General features: G+C 70.8%; 16 protein-coding genes. 3 read left to right on the top strand and 13 right to left on the bottom strand.

The genetic code is table 11. From position 1 onward, the window contains the following. Positions 1 to 83: 83 nt before the first annotated feature. Positions 84 to 1244: a glycosyltransferase gene (locus IE269_RS01765; protein WP_438817517.1), complete on the bottom strand. Its 1161-nt coding sequence runs from the start codon at positions 1242 to 1244 to the stop codon at positions 84 to 86. A gap of 20 nt (positions 1245 to 1264) precedes the next feature. After that, positions 1265 to 2536, bottom strand: a complete 1272-nt coding sequence (locus IE269_RS01760; protein ID WP_189820866.1) for a glycosyltransferase — start codon at positions 2534 to 2536, stop codon at positions 1265 to 1267. A 541-nt stretch (positions 2537 to 3077) separates the two neighbouring features. Between IE269_RS01760 and IE269_RS01755 the strand changes: the two genes are divergently transcribed. Then, on the top strand, positions 3078 to 4562 hold the full coding sequence (locus IE269_RS01755) for an ArnT family glycosyltransferase (protein ID WP_229897398.1): 1485 nt from the start codon (positions 3078 to 3080) through the stop codon (positions 4560 to 4562). 53 nt (positions 4563 to 4615) lie between these two features. Then, positions 4616 to 7087 (top strand): galactose oxidase-like domain-containing protein, encoded by a 2472-nt coding sequence (locus IE269_RS01750; RefSeq protein WP_189820864.1) that lies wholly within the window; start codon positions 4616 to 4618, stop codon positions 7085 to 7087. A gap of 59 nt (positions 7088 to 7146) precedes the next feature. Here the strand turns inward: IE269_RS01750 and IE269_RS01745 are convergent, their stop codons facing one another. Beyond that, the gene (locus IE269_RS01745; protein ID WP_229897397.1) at positions 7147 to 7785 is read right to left on the bottom strand and encodes a TetR/AcrR family transcriptional regulator; all 639 of its coding nucleotides are present in this window, start codon (positions 7783 to 7785) and stop codon (positions 7147 to 7149) included. Positions 7786 to 8130: 345 nt separating this feature from the next. Then, positions 8131 to 8805, bottom strand: a complete 675-nt coding sequence (trhA, locus tag IE269_RS01740) for a PAQR family membrane homeostasis protein TrhA (RefSeq protein ID WP_189820862.1) — start codon at positions 8803 to 8805, stop codon at positions 8131 to 8133. A 254-nt stretch (positions 8806 to 9059) separates the two neighbouring features. On the opposite strand from trhA, the gene IE269_RS01735 reads away from it, so the two are divergent. Further along, complete coding sequence (locus tag IE269_RS01735) at positions 9060 to 10892, top strand: phosphoenolpyruvate carboxykinase (GTP) (protein WP_189820861.1); 1833 nt, start codon at positions 9060 to 9062, stop codon at positions 10890 to 10892. 215 nt (positions 10893 to 11107) lie between these two features. Here IE269_RS01735 and IE269_RS01730 read toward each other — a convergent pair whose 3' ends face one another. The 9 genes from IE269_RS01730 to IE269_RS01690 all read right to left on the bottom strand — a co-directional run bounded on the left by IE269_RS01730 (position 11108) and on the right by IE269_RS01690 (position 20738). Continuing rightward, positions 11108 to 11695, bottom strand: a complete 588-nt coding sequence (locus tag IE269_RS01730) for a hypothetical protein (protein WP_189820860.1) — start codon at positions 11693 to 11695, stop codon at positions 11108 to 11110. Then, positions 11682 to 13256, bottom strand: coding sequence for a substrate-binding and vWA domain-containing protein (locus IE269_RS01725; protein ID WP_189820859.1), 1575 nt, complete (start codon positions 13254 to 13256; stop codon positions 11682 to 11684). Before IE269_RS01725 ends, IE269_RS01730 begins: the two co-directional genes overlap by 14 nt. Next, the gene (locus IE269_RS01720) at positions 13253 to 14428 is read right to left on the bottom strand and encodes a toxic anion resistance protein (protein ID WP_189820858.1); all 1176 of its coding nucleotides are present in this window, start codon (positions 14426 to 14428) and stop codon (positions 13253 to 13255) included. The genes IE269_RS01725 and IE269_RS01720 overlap by 4 nt, the downstream gene beginning before the upstream one ends. Beyond that, the gene (locus IE269_RS01715; protein ID WP_189820857.1) at positions 14425 to 15549 is read right to left on the bottom strand and encodes a substrate-binding domain-containing protein; all 1125 of its coding nucleotides are present in this window, start codon (positions 15547 to 15549) and stop codon (positions 14425 to 14427) included. Before IE269_RS01715 ends, IE269_RS01720 begins: the two co-directional genes overlap by 4 nt. Positions 15550 to 15677: 128 nt before the next feature. Then, positions 15678 to 16079: an SCO4983 family protein gene (locus IE269_RS01710; RefSeq protein ID WP_189820856.1), complete on the bottom strand. Its 402-nt coding sequence runs from the start codon at positions 16077 to 16079 to the stop codon at positions 15678 to 15680. Between the two features lie 173 nt (positions 16080 to 16252). After that, positions 16253 to 17464, bottom strand: coding sequence for a pyridoxal phosphate-dependent aminotransferase (locus tag IE269_RS01705; RefSeq protein ID WP_189820855.1), 1212 nt, complete (start codon positions 17462 to 17464; stop codon positions 16253 to 16255). A gap of 230 nt (positions 17465 to 17694) precedes the next feature. Beyond that, a complete protein-coding gene (locus IE269_RS01700) occupies positions 17695 to 17913 on the bottom strand; it encodes a hypothetical protein (protein ID WP_189820854.1) in 219 nt (72 codons plus the stop codon). A 975-nt stretch (positions 17914 to 18888) separates the two neighbouring features. Beyond that, positions 18889 to 19098 (bottom strand): hypothetical protein, encoded by a 210-nt coding sequence (locus IE269_RS01695; RefSeq protein WP_189820853.1) that lies wholly within the window; start codon positions 19096 to 19098, stop codon positions 18889 to 18891. Positions 19099 to 19142: 44 nt separating this feature from the next. After that, on the bottom strand, positions 19143 to 20738 hold the full coding sequence (locus tag IE269_RS01690; protein WP_189820852.1) for an N-acyl-D-amino-acid deacylase family protein: 1596 nt from the start codon (positions 20736 to 20738) through the stop codon (positions 19143 to 19145).

Raw genomic sequence — 20738 nt, 5'->3', positions numbered from 1 at the left:
GTGGCCCGGTGTCCGGCGGGCCGCCCCCTTGCCCGCCCGTTCCGCCCCCGGGGGGCGGCCCCGCCGCCCAAGGGGGGCGGGGCTCAGCGGTGGAGGGAAGTCCCGGAGGTCGCCGGAGCCGTCGTCCCGGAGCCGAGCACCCCCGCCCCCCTCCTCCCGTACAGCCACCGGTCCACCACCAGGAAGCGTCCCGCGAACACCACCACCATGCTCACCGCCGTCGCCGGTACGGCGCCCCACCCCGCCCCCACCACCAGCACCGCACTCAGCGGAATCCGCGCCAGCAGGTCCGCGTTGCCGACCAGCGCGAAGCCGAAGAGGCGGCCCAACCACCCGTGCCCGGAGCGCCGTTGGCGGTACAGCAGCCCGTCCACCAGGAGGAAGTTCCACAGCAGGCCCGCCTGGTTGGCGATGATCTCGGCCGGTGCGAAGTACATTCCGCCGCGGCCGTTCAGGGCCCACAGCAGGAGCAGGTTCGGTACGAAGCCGGAGAGCCCGATCAGGCCGAATGCCACCACCCGGGCCCGCGGGTCGGAGGTCCGCAGCGTCACCAGGTGGCGCAGGAAGCGGAGCCCTTCTCGGACGGTCGACTTCGACTCGCCCGCGTGGCGCGCCCCGAAGGAGTACGGCACCTCCGTGATGCCGCGCGGCGCGCACCGTACCGCCAGCTCCAGCAGGATCTTGTAGCCGAGCGGCTCCAGCGCGCCGGAGCGCTCCACCGCCTCCCGGCGGATCGCGAAGAAGCCGCTCATCGGGTCGCTCAGCCCGCGCAGGGTGCGCGGGAAGAGCCCCTTGGTCAGCAGGGTCGACGCGCCCGACACCGCGAGACGGTACCCGCCCGCGAGCCCCGACCGGCTGCCGCCCGCCGCGTACCGGCTGGCCACCACCAGTTCCGCGCCCGCCGCCGCACCCCGTGCCACCAACTCCGGCACCAGTTCCGGCGGATGCTGGAGGTCGGCGTCGATGACGACGATCCACGGCGCACGGGCCCGCCCGATGCCCTCGACGACCGCCCCGCCGAGCCCCGCCGTCGGCACGGCCCGGTGGTGCAGCACCACCGGCAACGGGCTTGCTGCGGCGGCCCGTTCGATCACCGCGCAGGTGTCGTCCGTGGAGTCGTCCGCGAAGATCACCTCCGCGCTCAGCGGTACATCCGCGAAGGCCGCCCCGAGCCGCCGCAGCAACTCCTCGATGTTTCCCGCCTCGTTGAAGGTCGGCACGACGATCGACAGATCGACAGCCACAGGCTCCACCGCATCCCCCGTCATACGTCCCCCCGCCCGTCCACCGCGACGGGCTCCCGCCGCGCATGCCTGCCCCGGCCCACTGTTGCGGGACGCGTCCCCAGATGCGCCCCGACGTGCGACGTCAGCTCCCAGTCCCGGCGCCCCGTGTACTCCCGCCACACCGCGCGCAGGGCCGCCGCCGCCAGCACCACCGCGTACAGCGGGCCGCCGATCAGCAGCTTGACGTAACTCCAGAAGCCGATCCGGAAGCCGTACTCGCGCCCGAAGTCGTGCAGTGCGACCGCCTCGAAGACCATCATGGCGGCCATCGGCACCATCGGCAGCCAGGCCACCAGAGCGATCGGCAACGGTACGCCGCCCAGCCACGCCAGCAGCAGCCCGAGCGGAATCATGATGCCGGTGGCCGCCTGGAGGAAGGGCGTCGACAAGGTGTACCGGGCCAGGATCCGCTGCTTCCAGCCGGGCAGCCGACGCCACTCCCCCTTCCGCAACACCTGCAGGAACCCCTGGTTCCACCGCGTCCGCTGCTTGTAGAGCGCGAACAGCGAGTCCGGTGTCTCCTCCCGCGTGACCAGCGCCGCGTGGTACGCCACGACCACCTTCGCGCCCCTGCTGGACAGCCGTACGCCCAGGTCGCAGTCCTCGGCGAGGCAGTCGCCGTCCCAGCCGCCGGTCTCCCGCAGCAGGGCCGCGCGGACGAAGACCGTGTTGCCGCCGAGCGGGATGAAGCCCTTGCGGGCGTGCAGGTGCAGGCGGCTGCGGAACCAGAAGAAATACTCCAGGCAGTTGCGCAGGCTGTACCAACTGCTGTCGTAGTTCACGAGTTGGACGCCGCCCTGGACTACGTCCGCCTCGTCGCGGCGGAACGCGAAGTCGACATGGCTCAGCAGCTCAGGGTGGACGATGTCCTCCGCGTCGAACACGCCGATCACCTCGCCGCGCGCGTACGGCAGCGCGGTGTTGAGGGCGCGCGGCTTGTTCTTCACCGCGTGCGTGTCGACGACCGCCTGCACCATGTGCGGGTGTTCGGCGGCCAGTTCGTGCGCGATGGCCGAGGTGCCCGGGTCGTCGTGGCCGACGATCAGCACGATCTCGAAGTCCGGATGGTCGATCTTCAGCAGCTGCTCGACGGTGTGCCGCAGCACGGCCTCCTCGTGCCGGGCCGGCACCAGGAGCGAGAACGTCACTCCGTGTCGACCGTCCGGCTCCGCGAATGCCGTCGATTCGAGCGTTTCGGGCGTGCGCCAGGCATGGACCATCCACCAGAGCGTGACCGCCGCGGTCGCCATCAGGACGAGCGAATCCACTAAAAGGACAGCGGAAACCACGAATTCCCCCTCTTACCCCCGTCGGACCGATCCCCTCGGTCCTTCCCCCTCGGGGACCCCGTCCGGGAAAGTAGCAGGTGGTTTAAAGCATCGGCAATCGCGCGGCAAAGCACGGCAATCGGCGTTCCGCGCCCGTCACTTCCGGAATGGATCGTTCTTCTTATGTGCACGGGGTGCGTATGGCATGCTGCTGCGGTATGTCCGGGCCGGGGGGTCGGCTCCGGGCGCCGAGGACCAGGGGGGTACTCGGGTCGGGGGTGGGGAGTTCCTCATGAGCAATGCCGTGCTGCGCCCGGGTGCTCAACCCGAGCGGACGGGCGGGGAAACGGGCGGGGAATCGGCCGGGGATTCACGGTCCGGTCACGCCGTGTCCACACGTTTCCTGCCGGGAATTCCGCCCGGAAAGAGCGAAGGCCGCAGAGAAGGACGCAGGGAAGACAGCAGAGAAGACCGCCGAACGGAAGGCCCTATTCTCCGTCTGTTTCGGCGCGATTTCCTCTGGGTGACACCCCTGTTGTTTCTCGTCGTCGCCGTCCGCGCCTGGAACATAGGGAATTACCCATTCCCCAATGACGACGAGGGCACCTATCTCGCCCAGGCCTGGGCCGTCCAGCACGGCGAACTCGCCCATTACACCTACTGGTACGACCACCCGCCGTTCGGCTGGATCCAGCTCGCCGGGCTCTCCTGGCTGCCCGCCTGGCTCCTGCCCGATCTGCCGACCTTCGTGCACGGCAGGATCGCGATGCTGCCCGTGGTCGCCGCCGGAGCAGCCCTCGTCTTCGTCGTCGGCCGGCGCATCGGCCTCGGCCGCCCGGCCGCCGCCGTCGCCCTGCTGCTGTACGGCTTCTCGCCGCTCGCGGTGACCCTGCACCGGCAGATCTACCTCGACAACTTCGCCGTGGTCTGGGCGCTCGCCGCCTTCGCCCTGGCGCTCTCGCCCCGCCGCCACCTCTGGCACCACGTCGCCGCGGGAAGCGCCTTCGCGCTCGCCGTGCTCTCCAAAGAGACCATCGCCGTGCTGCTGCCCGTACTCCTGGTGGCCCTGTGGCAGGGCAGCCACCGGCGCACCCGCACTTTCTCCTTCGCCGGATTCGGCTCGGGGCTGGTCCTCACCGGGCTCTTCTATCCGCTGTACGCCCTCCTCAAGGGCGAGCTGCTGCCGGGCGCCGGGCATGTGTCGCTGCTGGGCACGCTGAAGTTCCAGCTCGGCGGGCGCGAGGGCAGCGGCTCCGTCTTCACCGACGGCACCGACGCCCACCGCCTCGTCCTCGACTGGTTCGCCCGCGACCCGTACCTGCTGGTGGGAGGGTGTGCGGCGGCCGTCCTCGCGCTCGCCGTCCGCCGGCTGCGGCCCGTCGCGCTGGCCGTCGTCGTCCTCGTAGCGGTCGGTCTGCGGCCCGGCGGCTATCTGCCGCAGATGTACGTCGCCCAGCTCCTGCCGTTCCTGGCGCTCGCCCTCACCGGCCTCGGCCACGCGGCGATCGGCCGCCTCCCGGCCCGCCACCGCAAGGCCGCCCGCCTGCGCCTGGTCCGACCGCTCGCCGGAACCGCCCTGTTCGCCGCGGTCGTCGTCGCGATCGCCCCGCACTGGTACGCCAAGGACCGCACCACCGTCCTCGGCGACGACAACGGTGTCTACTACGCGGCCTCCGCCTGGCTGCGCACCACCCCCGTCGGCGACCGCGCCCGCCTGCGGGTCGTCACCGACGGCGTCCTGTGGCTGGACGCGGTCGCCGCCGGATACCGGCCCGGCACCGGCGCCATCTGGCACTACAAGCTCGACCAGGACCCCGCGGTCACCGCGAAGATCCCGCGCGGATGGCGGGACATCGACTACGTCGTGTCCACACCCGCACTGCGCGGCGAACGCCAGCACCTGCCCACGCTGCGCGACCTCTTCGCGCACAGCGACCCGGTCGCCTCGTTCGGGGAGGGCGACGGCCGGATCGACGTACTCAAGGTCAGGAAACAGGGGGAACAATGAGACGGAAGAGACCCACCGGAAGCTCCACCCGCATTTCAACTCGTTCAATTTTCATGCTGCTTGCCCTGCTCGCCGCGGGCGTCGGACTGGCCCCGCTCGCCGTGTCTCCCGCCAGAGCCGCGGCGAATCTGATCACCAACCCTGGTCTGGAAACGCTCGACGCGGCCACACAGTTCCCGCAGTGCTTCGAGAAATCCGGCTGGGGCGACAACGACTTCACCTATGCCGTCACCGCCGACGCCCACAGCGGCAGCCGCGCCGTCCGCATCGACCTCGCCCGCCGCGCCGACGGCGACCGCAAGACGATGATGCTGGAGAACGCCTGCGCGCCGAAGGTCGTCGAGGGCCACCAGTACGACCTGTCCCTCTGGTACAAGTCGACCTCCCCGGACGTGGCGCTGACCCTCTTCCGGCACGACAAGACCGCCGGCTGGGTGTTCTGGACCGACGTCAAGACGCTGCCGAAGGTCCAGGCGTACACCCACGAGGAAGTCCGTACGCCGCAGATCCCGGCGAACACCGACCAGATCACCTGGGGCGCCGCCCTCTACGGCGTCGGTTCGCTCACCACCGACGACTACGCGATGGCCGACGCCACCGTCCCCGAGCCGCCCGACGACCCCTGCAAGGCGGGCGGCACGGGCCCCGAGTGCAAGGGCGAGTGGACCGTGCAGAGCGCACCGTCCCCGGTGCGCGCCATCCACTCCGTCCTCCTGCACACCGGGAAGGTCCTGCTCATCGCCGGTTCCGGCAACGACCGGGACGCCTTCAGGGCGGGCACCTTCAAGACCTCCGTCTACGACCCGGTGGCGAACACCTACACCGACATCCCGACCCCCGAGGACTTCTTCTGCGCGGGCCACGTCCAACTCCCGGACGGGCGTGTGCTGGTGGTCGGCGGCAACAAGGACTACGCGTCCGCCGACGGCACGGTCGGCTACAAGGGCCTGAAGACCAGCTACATCTTCGACCCGGCCACCAACAAGTACGTCAAGACCAACGACCTGCTCTCCGGCCACTGGTACCCCTCCGCCACCGCGCTCGGCAACGGCGACGTGCTCGCCCTCGGCGGCCTGGGCGAGGACTCCTCGGGCACCGTCGTCAACGAGCACTTCTCCTTCGCCCAGAACAAGTGGCTCCCCATGGGCCAGGCCAAGCAGTCCTGGGCCTTCTGGGGCCTGTACCCGGCGATGATCCTGCTCCAGGACGGCCGCCTCTTCTACAGCGGCAGCCACACCTTCGGCCCCGGCCTGCCCGGCACCGGCGCCTCCCTCTACGACTACGACAACAACACCATCACCGACGTCCCCGGCCTGCGGAAGAAGGACGAACGCGACCAGTCCGCTTCCCTCCTGCTGCCGCCCGCCCAGGACCAGAAGGTGCTCACCGCGGGCGGCGGCAACCACACGGTCGCCCCCGACGCGCACCGCCTCGTCGACCTCATCGACCTCAAGGCGGACGCCCCCGCGTACAAGCCCGGCCCCGACCTCCCGCAGGGCGTCTACAAGGACGGCACCAAGCAGAAGGGCGAGGAGGGCAAGGTCTACCTGTCGACCGTGATCCTCCCCGACGGCAAGGTCCTGGAGACCGGCGGCGCCCTGCACACGTACCGCGAGGACCCCGTCTTCTCGGCCTCGATGTACGACCCGGCCACCAACACCTTCGGCCGGCCGCTCGCCTCCGACCCGGTCCCGCGCACCTACCACTCCTCCTCGACGCTGCTGCCCGACGGCCGCGTCCTGAGCATCGGCGACAACCCCGGCGACGGCTCCTTCGACCAGCGCGTCTCGATCTACAAGCCGCCGTACCTCTTCAAGGGCGCGCGTCCGCAGATCACGTCGGTGGCCTCGCAGTCCTGGGCGTACGGCACCAACCAGCGCATCACCGTCGACACCCCCGTGGTGAAGGCGAGCCTGATCCGCCCGGCCGCCGTCACCCACTCCTCCGACCCCAACCAGCGGTACGTCGACCTGCCGATGACCGTCGACGGCAACACCGTCGACCTCTCCCTCACCAGCAACCCCAACCTGGCCCCGCCCGGCTGGTACATGCTGTCCGTGGTCGACGCCAAGGGCGTCCCGTCCGTCTCCAAGTGGGTGCGCATCGGCCCGCAGGGCCAGGTCGCCGCCGCTCGTGTGCAGAGTTACGCCGACGAGCTGACCGCCGCCCCGAAGGCGCCCAGCGCCCCGGCGGGCCCGAAGAGCGCCCCCAAGGGCGTCACCCTCGCGGACGGCTACGACGGCTGCGACCACGCGTACGGCACGGTGAGCACCTGCGTCCCGTGGAACTTCCCGAAGCTCACCAAGCCGGTCGCCGACCGCTGCGACTGGCTGAAGTCCAAGGGGTACGGGCCGCTGGAGGCCCGGCGCGACCGGCACGGCCTGGACCGCAACGGTGACGGAGTGGCGTGCGGGAAGGGCGACTTCAGGGGGTGGGTGCCGGGTACGAAACCGGTCCTGACCAAGAAGCCGCCGGCCGCGGAGCCCTCGGCTGCGAACCCACCGGAGGCCAAGCCTCACCACTAGCCCCACGGGTCCCACGGAAAGCGAGGGGGGTCTCAGCCGTTTCAGCCGCCTCGGTCGCCTCAGCCGTCGAGCCGGTCGATACGGGTGAGGCCCCCCTCGAACGTCCGCAGCATCCGGTCGATCAGCCCCACCAGGTCGTCCCGCTGGCCGCGCTCGGCCCAGTACAGCGTCGTCTCCAGCACGGCCGCCAGCAGCCCCGTCGCGAAGATCCGCACCTCCAGCTCGCCCGCGTCCCGCCCGGTCCGCTCGGCGATCACCCGGCACAGCATCCTGCTGGTGACGCCCACGCTCTCCACGATCCGGGCCCGTACGGCAGGCACTTCCAGCATCAGCCGGGTGCGCAGCAGCACCTCGTCCGGCTCCTCGTCCAGCGAGCGCCGCATCGCCTCGGTCACCACGGCCCGCACCGACTCCAGCAGGGGCTCGTCCGCCGGGCGCTGGCGCAGCGCGCCCTCCATCACCGGGTCGTACTCGTCGGGCAGGACGATGTCCTCCTTCACCGGGAAGTAGCGGATCACCGTGCTCGGCGAGACCTCGGCCTCCTCGGCGATCTGGTCGACCGTCGTGGCCTCCCACCCCTGGGCCGACACCAGGCGGAAAGTCGCCCGGCGAATCTCCAGGCGCGTCTTGATCTTTTTGCGTTCGCGCAGGCCGGGGCGGGTGTCGGAGGTGACGGGTGGGGTGTGTGGGGCGGCCATGGCGTCATTGTCGGCCATCTTCCGCGCATTGGCGGATCTTTGGCGGCCGGGGCCATTGTCAGTGCCGCATGTCACCGTGTGTTGTGGGTAGCCGAACTGTCCGTGAAATGACGACAGATGTGCGGAGTGATAGAGGAAGGGGGAGGCATGAAGAGATTCATGAACGTGCTGACCGCGGTGATGGCGGTGCTGTGCGTACTGGCTTTTCTGACCCTGGGGGCGGCGGCCGTCGTGGCGGTGGTGCTGATGGCCGTGGGAGTCCTGGCATGGCAAGTGGCCGCGGCGTCGAGGCCACGGCCACTGAGGCTGCACGGGCGGGGGACGGGTCAGGTCCCGGCCGGGGGCCTAATAGGCCACCAGCGAGATCGCCGTGTAGTGCGCGACGAAGGCGGCGAGGGTGAGGGAGTGGAAGACCTCGTGGAAGCCGAACCACGCCGGTGACGGGTTGGGGCGCTTGAGCCCGTAGATCACGCCGCCCGCGCTGTAGAGCAGTCCGCCGACGACCACCAGCACCAGCACCGCGATGCCGCCGGCCCGCATGAAGTCGGGCAGGAAGAAGACGGCGGCCCAGCCCATCGCGATGTAGCAGGGGGTGTAGAGCCAGCGCGGGGCGCCGACCCAGAAGACCCGGAAGGCGATGCCCGCACCGGCCGCCGCCCAGATCGCCCACAGCAGGGTGGTGCCGGTGGACTCGGGCAGCAGCAGGACGGTCAGCGGGGTGTAGGTGCCCGCGATGATCAGGAAGATGTTCGCGTGGTCGAGGCGGCGCAGGACCGCCTCACCCCGCCGGCCCCAGGTGCCCCGGTGGTAGACGGCGCTGACCCCGAAGAGCATGCAGGCGGTCAGGACGAAGACCGTGCACGCGACGCGGGCGCTGGTGGAGTCGGCGAGCGCGATCAGCGCGATGCCCGCAACCAGCACGGCGGGGAACATGCCGGCGTGCAGCCAGCCGCGCATTCTCGGCTTTATCGGGGGCGGGACGATCTCGGTGACCTGGGCGGGCACGGCATGCGACGTCATGACCCGAATGCTACCTACGGTTCCGTAAGTTCTGGCTACGAGTGGCGATGCTCACGCATGAGGGGATTGTGAGGAGTGGCGATGCTCACGTGTGCGGCCCCCTGGACAGATGGGCGGTGCACCGGGATGATCAAATGAGTGCGGTCGGCACCGGATGAGCGCCAGAGGGACTGTTCCAAAGAAAAACGTGTGAAGCATCCGGGTCGCAGCCCCCACGGGGCAACAAAACACAAACCCCTCATCAAGGAGCAATCGTGGCGCGCGACATCGCGGCTCCCACCACCGTCCCCACCAACCACCAGGAGCTCGTCTCCTGGGTAGACGAGATCGCAGCCCTCACCGAGCCCGACCGTGTCGTGTGGTGCGACGGTTCCGAGGCCGAGTACGAGCGGCTCTGCGAGGAGCTCGTCGCCAAGGGCACGTTCAAGAAGCTCGACGAGATCAAGCGCCCGAACTCCTACTACGCCGCCTCCGACCCCTCCGACGTCGCCCGGGTGGAGGACCGCACCTTCATCTGCTCCGAGAAGGAAGAGGACGCGGGTCCGACGAACCACTGGAAGGCCCCGGCGGAAATGCGGGAGCTGTTCCAGGGCAAGGACGGCCGGGAGGGCATCTTCCGCGGCTCCATGCGCGGCCGCACGATGTACGTCGTCCCCTTCTGCATGGGCCCGGTCGGCTCGCCGCTGTCCGCGATCGGCGTCGAGATCACCGACTCGGCGTACGTCGCCGTCTCCATGCGCACCATGACCCGGATGGGCCAGCACGTCTTGGACGAGCTGGGCACCGACGGCTTCTTCGTGAAGGCCGTCCACACCCTCGGCGCCCCCCTCCAGGAGGGTGAGGCCGACGTCCCGTGGCCGTGCAACTCCACCAAGTACATCTCGCACTTCCCCGAGGACCGCGAGATCTGGTCCTACGGCTCGGGCTACGGCGGCAACGCCCTGCTCGGCAAGAAGTGCTACGCCCTGCGCATCGCGTCCGTCATGGCCCGCGACGAGGGCTGGCTGGCCGAGCACATGCTCATCCTCAAGCTCACGCCCCCGCAGGGTGAGTCCAAGTACGTGGCCGCCGCCTTCCCGTCCGCCTGCGGCAAGACCAACCTCGCCATGCTGGAGCCCACGATCTCCGGCTGGACCGTCGAGACCATCGGCGACGACATCGCCTGGATGCGGTTCGGCGAGGACGGCCGGCTGTACGCGATCAACCCGGAGGCCGGTTTCTTCGGCGTCGCGCCCGGCACCGGCGAGCACACCAACGCCAACGCCATGAAGACCATGTGGGGCAACTCCGTCTTCACCAACGTCGCCCTCACCGACGACAACGACGTCTGGTGGGAGGGCATGACGGAGGAGGCTCCGGCCCACCTCACCGACTGGAAGGGCAACGACTGGACCCCCGAGTCCGGCACGCCCGCCGCCCACCCGAACGCCCGCTTCACCGTCCCGGCCGGGCAGTGCCCGATCATCGCGCCGGAGTGGGAGGACCCGAAGGGCGTGCCGATCTCGGCCATCCTCTTCGGCGGCCGCCGCGCCACCGCCGTCCCGCTGGTCACCGAGTCCTTCGACTGGCAGCACGGCGTCTTCCTCGGAGCCAACGTCGCCTCCGAGAAGACCGCCGCCGCCGAGGGCAAGGTCGGCGAGCTGCGCCGCGACCCGTTCGCCATGCTGCCGTTCTGCGGCTACAACATGGGCGACTACATGAACCACTGGGTCAAGGTCGGCGCGGACAAGGACCAGGCGAAGCTCCCGAAGATCTACTACGTGAACTGGTTCCGCAAGAACGACGCGGGCAAGTTCGTGTGGCCCGGCTTCGGCGAGAACAGCCGCGTCCTGAAGTGGATCGTCGAGCGCCTGGAGGGCAAGGCCGAGGGCGTCGAGACCCCCATCGGCATCCTCCCGACCAAGGAGGCCCTCGACACGGACGGTCTGGACCTCCCCGAGGCCGACCTCGACTTCCTGCTCACGGTCGACAAGGAAGCCTGGCGCGAGGAGGCCGCCCTGGTCCCCGAGCACCTCAACACCTTCGGCGACCACGCGCCGAAGGAACTGTGGGACGAGTACCGCGCGCTGGTCCAGCGCCTCGGCTAGTCCCCCCTGATACGTGGTCGGAGCCGGCCTGTTCCCCGGCTCCGGCCCAGCCCCCTCGCTCGGCCTCCCGGGTGCACGAACACCCGGAGGGCCGAGCGTGGGGGAGCCGCACTCGGATCGTCACGACACCGCCCTGACCAGTGGGATCCCTCGAACGAGCCGCGGCACGGCCCCCGACGTCTCCAGGCGTCGGGGGCCACCCCTTTTCCGAACGCCTAGCGCTCCTCCAGGTACCGGGTCAAGGACTCCTGCCGCATCCCCTCCACCTCCCGCAGCCCCTCCGCGACCCCCCGAACATCCCGCAGGATCAAGGCCAGTTGGCGCACCACGTGCTTCTCCGGCGACTCGCCCCCGCCCGGCGTCCACTTCGTCCACCACCGCGCCCCGAGATACGTGTCCACCGCCTCCGGCACGTCCTCCCGTACCGCCCGCCCCAGGATGTGCAGGGACTCCGGGTCGCGGTCCCAGCCCCCGTGGGCCAGCAGCGCGTCGAGCAGCCCGACGAGCTCCGCCAGCTTCCGCGCCGGTACGGGCGGCAGGTCGGGCGTCACCGAGGTCACGTACGCACGCAGCCGGTCGAAGTCCTCCCGCAGAAGCGCGGACCCCTCCTCCCCGAACCCCGGCACCTCCACCCGCTCCGGCGGCGCCACCAGCGCCCCCGCCCCGTACAGCCCGGCCACCACCAGCGGCCAGTACGCCCCCGCCGCGCCGGTGAAGGTGAGCGCGAGGCCGGCCAGCCCGGCCCCGCACCCGGCGAGGTTCTTCCGGGACTCCAGGTAGCCCAGGACCCTATTGGTAGCCACGGATCTCCTCGAAAGCCTCGTCCAGCGAACCCTTCGTCGCGTCGAAGAGACGTCCGCCGGTGAGCCCCGCGATGTGGCTCAGTTCCGTCATGTTGGAGTCCCCGAAGCGGATCGCGAACACCGGTGTGACGCGCCGGTTCGGCGGCAGTGCCGCATGGTAGGCGTCGAAGTCCGCCTCGGAGGCGCCCGCCGTGTTCGCGCCGTCCGTCATCAGGACGATGGTGGTGAGGGCGTCCCCCGGGGTGCCGATGCGTTCGTACGCCTCACGCAGGCTGCTGTAGATGGCCGTGCCGCCCCGGGCGGTCAGGCCGGCGGCCTCCGTGCGGAGCGCGTCGAGCGCGAGAGCGGGCCGGGCCGGGTCGACCGTGTGGCGTACGACCCGCTTCACCTCCGAGCCGAACGGCAACAGCGTCACCTCCTCCCGGTCCCGGAAGCGGCGGCCCAGCGCCGAGTCGGGCTTCCCGATCAGACGGTCGAGGGCCTGCTTGAGCCGGTCGAGCCGGTCGCCGCCCATCGAGGCCGACGTGTCCAGCACGTACACCGTGCGCGAGGGGCGGCGCAGCACGTTCTCGTACGAGGCGAGCAGTCCGTCGGCGACCGCGCGGGTGGCGGGCAGGGGAAGTTCGCGGCGGCGCTCCCCGGCGTCCTGCGCGGGGGCTCCCGTCACCGGGCGGCGCAGGGTGGCCGTCGCCAGGGACGCCTGTACGGCGGGGGAGCGCAGGTGCGCGGTCAGCTTGGCCGCGTCCTCCTTGGCGCCTGCGGACGCCGAGGTCAGGAGGGAGAAGGGGTAGTCGGCGGTGACGACTCCGTCGCGGGGGCGGACGACGGTGAGGTCCGGGTCGTGGTCGCGGTTCATGGAGAGCAGCACGGACTCGTAGTTGATCAGTGCGTTCATGGAGCCGCGCCTGCCGTACGAGTCCGCCAGCCAGCCCGAGGAACCGGCCGTCAGGCGCTGGCCCGCGAAGAACTGCTTGAGCCGGGGGGTCGCCCTGCGGACGTCGGTCTCCGTCAGCGCGCCCTGGGCCCCGGAGAGCGCCGAGGTGACCGAGACGAGGGCCGAGAAGCCCGAGTTGGAGCGCAGCGGGTCCGTCATCGCGTACGTCAGACGGCCGGACACCACTGCCCGGTGCACGTCCGCCCAGGTGACCTTCCCCGGGCTCCAGCCCAGCTCGCGCATGCTCTCCGGCTTCACCCCGATCGCCACCGGGGAGGTCATCAGGGTCGTCTCGGAGGTCAGCTTCCCGGCGGCCTCCGGGCGCAGTCTCAGATAGTCGTTGGAGGACAGCCAGACGGCGTCGAAGCGGCCGTCGGCCCGGCCGGAGGCGATCTCCTCGACGGCGTCCAGCGTGCCCGCCCAGGTGAAGCGGACCTCGACCCCCGTCTCCCGGTGCGCCTGGGTCAACACCGTCTGCACGTCCGCGAGTTCGCTGGACGCCAGCACCCGCAGTGTCCCGGCCCGGTACTCCGTGTCGGCGTTCGGGGGCTCGGGCGTCTCTCCGCACGCCCCGACCAGCAGCGCCACCCCGAGCAGCGCCAGCGCTCTCCGCAGTCGACCGATCATCGCGGCGCACCCCCGTCCGAGGCCGACCTGCTGCGCTCCAAGTAGTCTCCCGCCGCCGTGAGTTCGGCCGTCAGGGACTGCACGGTCGTCGCCATCGCCTCCGTCGCCTGTGCCTTGTACGTGTCGATGGCGTCCAGCGTCGTGAAGATCTCCCGGAACGCCTGCCGCAGCGTCTCCGGGCTGACCGCCGCCTCCGCCGCGAGCTGCTGGATCTCGCCGCTCTGGGTGGCGAGCATCTGCGCGTTGCCCCGGATCAGCTCGTCCGTGGTGCCGCGCAGGGCGTTGACCTGCTCGACGACCTTCTTCTGGTTCTCCAGGGCGGAGGCCAGCATCACGGCGATCCGCAGGGCGGTGACCGTCGTGGTCGCGGCCCGCTCCACCCCCTTGATCAGCTCCTCGTTGTTGCGCCGCACGACGTCCATCGCCAGATAACCCTGCGCGCAGACCGCGAGCTGGGTCAGCAGGTCCTGGTGCTTCTGCCGTACGGGAAAGAGCACGTCGACCCGGAGCGCGTCCGCCTGCGCCGGGTCGACGCCCTGCGCCTCGGCGATCCGCCGCTCGACCGCCCCGTCCAGGGCTTCCGTCAGGACGGCGTACTCCTGGAGCTTGCCCATGGTGTCCCACAGGCGGGTGCGCTCGGTGTGCAGGGCCGCGTTGTCACGGCGCAGCTCGTCCTGGCCGCCGCGCAGCGAGCCCACGATCCGGTTCAACGTGCTTTGTGCGGAGGCGTACTTGGCGAGGTGGTCGCGGAAGCGGTTGCCGCCCGGCAGCTTCCCGAGCAGCCGGCGGGCGCCGCGCGCCGGGGTGTCGCGGGGGTCCAAGTCCTCGACGGTGCGCCGGAGTTCGACCAGCGAGCCGCCGACCCGCCCCTGCGCGTCCTCCTCGCCGGAGGTCAGGGCCCGTACCGTACGGTCCAGCATCCGGTTCGACTGCTGGGCGGCACCCCGGATCTCCCCGGAGCCCAGCGCGGTGATCTCCCCGATACGGGTGGAGAACTCGGGGGAGCGGGTGTCCAGGCCGGACAGCGAGGCCACGTAGTCGGCGGCCCGCCGGGCCATCTCCTCCCGCACCTCCGCCGCCACCGGCACCAGCCCGGCCGCCTGCTCGGCCCGCACCGGTCCGGCCGGCTCCGGCGGCGTCAGTACGAGCGGCGATGCCTCGGACGTGGTCATGACGATCCCCCCTGTGCGCGCCGCGCCAGCGCGTGCAGCACCGCGGAGGTGGGCACGGGCGCCTGGCGGACGCCGGTCAGCGACTGGTTGAGGTACGAGGAGTGCGGGGCGGCGGCCGAGGCGAACTCGCCCGGAGCCCCCTGCGGCCGGAAGCCGTGCCGTACGGCAAGAGCCCGCAGCTTGGGATCGGACACCAGCAACTCACCGACAGTGCGGCCGAGTTCCGTGACCGGAACCACCGTGTGGTCACTGCTGACCGTCGTGTCCGGGTACAGCACCACCAGGTCGCCGACGTCCTGGCCGCGCAGCAGCAGCGACGCCACCTGGGACTCGTACACGAGCACCAGCGGATTGCCGACCCCGCTGATGAAGTCGCGGAACGGCGCGTCACTGCTGGTCTGCTGCGCCCCTTGTACGGAGACCAGCTTGCGCAGCAGCGGCGCGGTGCGCCCGACCGCCGCGTCCCCGTCCGCGACCCGGCCGCCGTCCGCGACGTACGAGGCGGCGGCGAGGTAGAGGGCGCCCGAGCTGGACGCGCTCGGGTCGGTCGTCGAGACGAAGAGCGAACCGCTCAACTCCCCGTACTTCTCCGCCCCCTTGAGCTGCTGCCAGGTGCGGTCCGCCTGTGCGGCGTCCAGCAGCGGCTTCATGCGCAGCGTCCCCGAGTGCGTGCCGCGCAGTGTGGCGAGCCCGGCGTCCGCGAGGACGCGGGCCGCGTTCTTGTGCGCGACGACGACCAGCGGCGAGTAGAACGGCCGCAGCACGGAGCCCGCGCCGCCCGCCTTCTTCCGCAGTTCGTCGGCGGGTGCCTTGCTGGCCGGGAAGACGAAGTCGTAGCCCTTCAGGGGCAGTTGCTCCATCGCCCACGACCCGGACGTCTCCGCCCGCACGGTGTAGCCCTTGGCAGCAAGGGCCTCCACCACCAACGGATCGGCGAAGAACTCCGCCTTCTCCGATCCGATCACTCCTCGCACGGTCTTCGTTGCCGTGCCCGGGTCTGTGCCCGTGCCCTGTTCTTCGCGGCCCACTGCGACGGCAACTGCCACACCGCCGATCAGCAGCACCGCCAGGACGATTCCCAGGATGCGTCTCACAGGGGCAGAGTGCTCCCGGAAACCCACATTCCGGGCGAGGTCAGATGAACACGGGGTGTACGTCCGATCGCAGTACGCAACCGGAACTGGTCACCCCCGTAAGGGAGTTGGTGGCACCCGGCCCACGGACCTCCGCGGCCGTGGACCGGGGCCGATCAGAGGCTGACCGTGGATGCGTCAGCGGTGCCGCCGGCAGTGGTCGCCGCCGTGTGCGCGTCCATGCGCTCGGCGGCGAGGATCGCGGCGGCGGTGTCCGCGCGCGAGGCGGCGACCACCAGCGCGCGGCCCGCGAGGGCGTGCGCGCGGCGGTGCAGTGCGGCCGGGTTCTCCCGGCGGTGCCCGGCGTGCCGGGCGGGCGGGGCGCCGCGCAGCCGGGCCACCTGGACGGCGATCCGGTCGGCGGCGGTGTCGAGGCCGAGTTCGTCGGTGACGGCGAGGAGGGCGGAGAGGTGTCCGGCGAGCTGGATGTCCAGCTCCTCCTCGCGGGTGCGGTGCGGGAAGCGGGCATCTGCGTCGGCCATGGAGTGGACCGACTTGGTGCGGATCGGTTCGTACATGACGGATGGCCTCCTGCGTCGAGCGTCAGGAAGCCATCCTATCTTAGATCCGGTCTAAAGTAGAGCGCCCTCAGGGGTGCGGGGCTGTGCTGATTTGCGGCTCCGCCGCGCGGGCGCGATCGGCCACAACGAACCCGCACGTTCAAACAGGCGCTTGCACCCCGCCCAAGGGGTCAGTGCTGGCCGTATCCGTCCAGGAAGTTCCCGATCCGGGTCACCGCATCGGCCAGATCCTTCGAGTTCGGCAGCGTCACAATCCGGAAGTGATCCGGCTCCGGCCAGTTGAACCCGGTCCCGTGCACCACCATGATCTTCTCGGCCCGCAGCAGGTCCAGCACCATCTGCCGGTCGTCCTTGATCTTGAAGACCTTCGGGTCCAGCCGCGGGAACAGATACAGCGCCCCCTTCGGCTTCACGCACGTCACGCCCGGGATCTGGGTGAGCAGCTCGTACGCCGTGTTCCGCTGCTCCAGGATCCGGCCGCCCGGCAGCACCAGGTCGTCGATCGACTGCCGGCCGCCGAGCGCGGTGGCCACCGCGTGCTGCGAGGGCATGTTGGCGCACAGCCGCATGTTCGCGAGGATCGTCAGCCCCTCGATGTACGACGAGGCGTGCGCCTTCGGCCCGCACACCGCCATCCACCCGCTCCGGTAACCGGCCACCCGGTAGTTCTTGGAGAGCCCGTTGAAGGTGAGGACCATCAGGTCGGGGGCGATCACGGCGGTCGGGGTGTGCGTCGCGCCGTCGTACAGGATCCGGTCGTAGATCTCGTCCGAGCAGACGATGAGGTTGTGCCGCCGCGCGATTTCCGTCAGCCCCCGCAGCATCTCGTCGTCGTACACCGCACCCGTCGGATTGTTCGGGTTGATGATGACGAGCGCCTTCGTCCGGTCGGTGATCTTGCGCTCGATGTCGGCGAGGTCGGGCATCCAGTCGGCCTGCTCGTCGCACCGGTAGTGCACGGCGGTGCCGCCCGCCAGCGAGACCGAGGCGGTCCACAGCGGGTAGTCGGGGGCCGGGACCAGGACCTCGTCGCCGTCGTCGAGCAGTGCCTGCATCGACATCTGGATCAGCTCGGAGACGCCGTTGCCGAGGTAGATGTCCTCGACGTCGAGGTCGATGCCCTTGGTCTGGTAGTGCTGCATCACCGCGCGCCGCGCCGACAGCAGGCCCTTCGCGTCGCCGTATCCGTGCGCGGTGCCGAGGTTGCGGAGGATGTCCTCCAGGATCTCGGGCGGGCACTCGAACCCGAAGGCCGCCGGGTTGCCCGTGTTGAGCTTGAGGATGCGGTGACCGGCCGCCTCCAGCCGCATCGCCTCCTCAAGGACCGGACCCCGGATCTCGTAACAGACATTGGCGAGCTTCGTTGACTGGATCACCTGCATGACGGCGAGCTTACGGGCGAGTACGGGCCGCTGCGCGCGAATACGGGCGCCCTCCCCGAAGGAGTGCCCGAACCGGACTCCCCGCGTCTTCCATCGCAAAGCGGACGCGGGGTGGGGCCCGCCCAAACGCAAGCCCCGCCCGCCCGGCGACCACGAATCCGCAGGCCGGGTGTCCTTCATCACCCCGCGATCACCCGCGATCACCCGCGAGCCCCCACGATCCCCCGCGATCACCCGGCCGCCGGGGGACCCCCCTCGCGCGCCGCCCGCGCGGCCACCGGCCCCAGCCACTCCGCGAGCCCCGCCGGGTCCGCCCGCTGGAGGTAGAGCGTCGCGAACACCGGCCCGTTCAGCAGCGCGTGCAGTCTCCGCACAATCGGTACGGTCCCCAACTCGCCCCGTGCGAACGCCCGTTGCAGCAGCCCGGTGAGCGCCTCTTGCTGCCGCACCAAGCGGGTTGCGGGTCGCTTGGGCGCGGGGCGGTGGGTGATTGCTGTTCCTTCCGGGGCGCTGCCCCCGGAGCCCCTGGTGTTCTCCCCGGCCTCGCTCCTGCACGGCTGTGCCCGATGTGCGGCTGCCGCCGGATGGCCGTTCGCCGGGGTGCTGGCCGGTGGGCCCCGTGCGGGGGTGGGCCCTGTTCGGGTCGGCACCCGGCACGGGGCGTTCGCCCCGGCCCCGCCCCTTTGCCGCTGCGTTTGATGTGCGGCTGCCGCCGCGTGGCCGGTCACCGGGCCGTTGCCCGGTGGGCCCCGTGCCGGGGGTGAGCCTTGTTTGGGTCGGCACCCGGTGCCGGGGGGGGGCGCCCCAGCCTCGCCCCTTCACCTAAACCCGCGGGGCGTGGGGCCGGTTCCGTGCGGGTGGGTGGGGGCTGGGCGCGCAGTTCCCCGCGCCCCTGGAGTGCCTGCCCTTCGGGCGGCACATCAGAGCATCTCGGCCCGCGCCAGGCATCTCAGCCCGTCGAGGGGGTCCCCCCTGCTCGAGCGAAGCCGAGAGCTTGGGGGAGTTTGAGGACGCGCGGGCGCAGCCCGTGCAGGGTGCGAGGGGCGTAGCCCCGTCTGGGGCAGCAACCCCCACCAACAGCCTCGCGAGTTTAGGTGAAGGGGCGGGGCTGGGGCGGGCGCCGCAGGCAAAGCCGGGGCGCACCTCGCGGGGCGTGGGGGCGCGGTCCCGGAGTTCCCGGTGATCCGCAGTACGCGCATCGCACGCAAGGCGTGGGGCGGGGGTGCCGCCGGGCAACCTAACCCGTACCGGCGCACAAAAAATGGCGCAGGCCGCGAGATCCACTCGGGGGAGGAATCTCGCGGCCGTCGCCTGTTCGGTCAAGCGTCGCTCACGTGGGAGGTGTGCGGCGCTGTGCGCACGTGGGAGGTGCGCGGTGGTGCGGTCGGGTCAGCCCGTGGGGCGACCGTCCGTACCGGGTGTGACTAGCCGATCGGCAGGCCACCCATGAGCGGGGCGGCGGGGATGCCCGCGGGCTTCGCCTCGGCGGAGCCGACCTTGGCGTCGGACGTCGCCTTGTGGGTGGCGGTCGCCTTCTTGGCGGTGTTGGCCGCGCTGTTGACCGTGGCCTCCCCATTTCGGAACTGCGGTGCGTACCGTTTTCCGTACCGGCGGACTTTCGGTCGGGGAGACACCGAAATGGCCTATACGCAGGGACTTCCCAGGGACTTCCCGGGCTTCAGCGCCGCCCCGGAGTCCTCCGCACGGACCGTCCTGCCAGTACCTGGGTCCGCTTGCCGTCCTCGATCACGAATTGCCCGTCAATCAGTACGTGCGGAATTCCGACCGGCAGAGTGCGCGGCGCCTCGAAGGTCGAACCGGCCGCCACGGTTGCCGGATCGAAGAGGGCGAGATCCGCCCGGTATCCCTCACGGACGAGTCCGCGATCGGTTAGCCGGAGGCGGGCGGCGGGGCGGGAGGTGAGATGGGCGACGGTTTCCTCCAGGGAAAGGACGCCCAACTCCCGTGCGTAATGGCCGAGATAGTGCGGGAAGGTGCCGTAGGCGCGCGGATGCGGTTTGTAGCCCTGGAGGATTCCGTCGCTGCCGCCGGTGTGCACGCGGTGGCGCATGATGGCGCGGACGTTCTCCTCGTGCCCGACGTGCTGGAGGATCGTGGAGCCCAGCCGGTCGTTGATCAGCAGTCGGCGGGCGGTCGTCCACGGGGCTTCGCCGCGTTGGGCGGCCGAGGCGGCGATCGTCTTGCCGACGCAGCCCGCGAGACCGGGGTCGGAGACGCCGGAGACCTCGATGGTGTCCCACTCGATGGGCACCCCGTGACAGCCGTCCGCGCCGATCTCCTCCATGTGGTGGCGGATCTTCTCGGCGGTCGCGTCGTCCTTCAGGCGCTTCAGGATGGCCTCGGGCCCGCCCTCGCTCGCCCAGCTCGGCAGCATCGCGACGAGCGTGGTGCAGCCGGGGGTGTACGGGTAGGTGTCGAGGCTGATGTCGGCGCCGTCGGCGAGCGCCTCGTCCAGGAGGGCCAGCAGGTCGGGGGCCTTGCCCTTGTTCACGCCGAAGTTCATGGTGGCGTGCGCCAGGTGCAGGGCGCAGCCCGCGCTGCGGGTCAGCTCGACCATTTCCTCGTACGCCTGAAGGGCTCCGGCGCCGTAGGAGCGGTGGTGGGGGCAGTAGTAGCCGTCGTACGAGGCGACCACCCGGCACAGCTCGGTCAGCTCGGCGTCGTCGGCGTACATGCCGGGCGTGTAGGTGAGCCCGGAGGACATGCCGACCGCGCCCTGCTCCATGCCCTCGGCAACCAACTGCCGCATGTGGTCGAGCTGTTGGGGTGTGGTGGGCCGGTCGTCCCAGCCGACGGCGTACATCCGGACCGTGCCCTGGGGGATGAGGTAGGCGGCGTTGACCGCGATGCCCCGGTCGAGCCGGTCCAGGTACTCGCCGACCGTGCGCCAGTCGAAGTCGATGTCCGAGCCGTCGCCGTTCCATCCGGTGATCGCGGTGCGGACCGAGGCGAGGGTGCGGTCGTCGACGGGTGCGTACGAGAGTCCGTCCTGCCCGAGGACTTCCAGGGTGACCCCCTGGGCGGCCTTCGCGCTGTGGTCGGGGTCGCGCAGGAGGGCGAGGTCGGAGTGGGCGTGCATGTCGATGAAGCCGGGGGAGAGCGCGAGCCCGTCGGCGTCGAGGACGCGGGTGCCGGTGAGGCGTTCGTTGCGGGAGATGCTGGAGATCCGGCCCTCGGTGATGCCGACGTCGGCGCGGTACGAGGCACCGCCCGAGCCGTCGATCACCTGCGCGCCGCGTATGACGAGATCCAT

The organism is Streptomyces spiroverticillatus (assembly GCA_014650415.1).
Lineage (GTDB): Bacteria > Actinomycetota > Actinomycetes > Streptomycetales > Streptomycetaceae > Streptomyces > Streptomyces spiroverticillatus.
This window is presented reverse-complemented; position numbering and strand designations above follow the sequence as displayed.

What these genes read in the sequence shown, in the direction of transcription:
- IE269_RS01745 (WP_229897397.1), bottom strand. Translation starts at nt 7,785, where the DNA reads ATGGCCGCCCCACACACCCCACCCGTCACCTCCGACACCCGCCCCGGC.
- IE269_RS01705 (WP_189820855.1), bottom strand. Translation starts at nt 17,464, where the DNA reads ATGCAGGTGATCCAGTCAACGAAGCTCGCCAATGTCTGTTACGAGATC.
- IE269_RS01750 (WP_189820864.1), top strand. Translation starts at nt 4,616, where the DNA reads ATGCTGCTTGCCCTGCTCGCCGCGGGCGTCGGACTGGCCCCGCTCGCC.
- IE269_RS01760 (WP_189820866.1), bottom strand. Translation starts at nt 2,536, where the DNA reads ATGGCGACCGCGGCGGTCACGCTCTGGTGGATGGTCCATGCCTGGCGC.
- trhA (WP_189820862.1), bottom strand. Translation starts at nt 8,805, where the DNA reads ATGACGTCGCATGCCGTGCCCGCCCAGGTCACCGAGATCGTCCCGCCC.
- IE269_RS01725 (WP_189820859.1), bottom strand. Translation starts at nt 13,256, where the DNA reads ATGATCGGTCGACTGCGGAGAGCGCTGGCGCTGCTCGGGGTGGCGCTG.
- IE269_RS01710 (WP_189820856.1), bottom strand. Translation starts at nt 16,079, where the DNA reads ATGTACGAACCGATCCGCACCAAGTCGGTCCACTCCATGGCCGACGCA.
- IE269_RS01720 (WP_189820858.1), bottom strand. Translation starts at nt 14,428, where the DNA reads ATGACCACGTCCGAGGCATCGCCGCTCGTACTGACGCCGCCGGAGCCG.
- IE269_RS01690 (WP_189820852.1), bottom strand. Translation starts at nt 20,738, where the DNA reads ATGGATCTCGTCATACGCGGCGCGCAGGTGATCGACGGCTCGGGCGGT.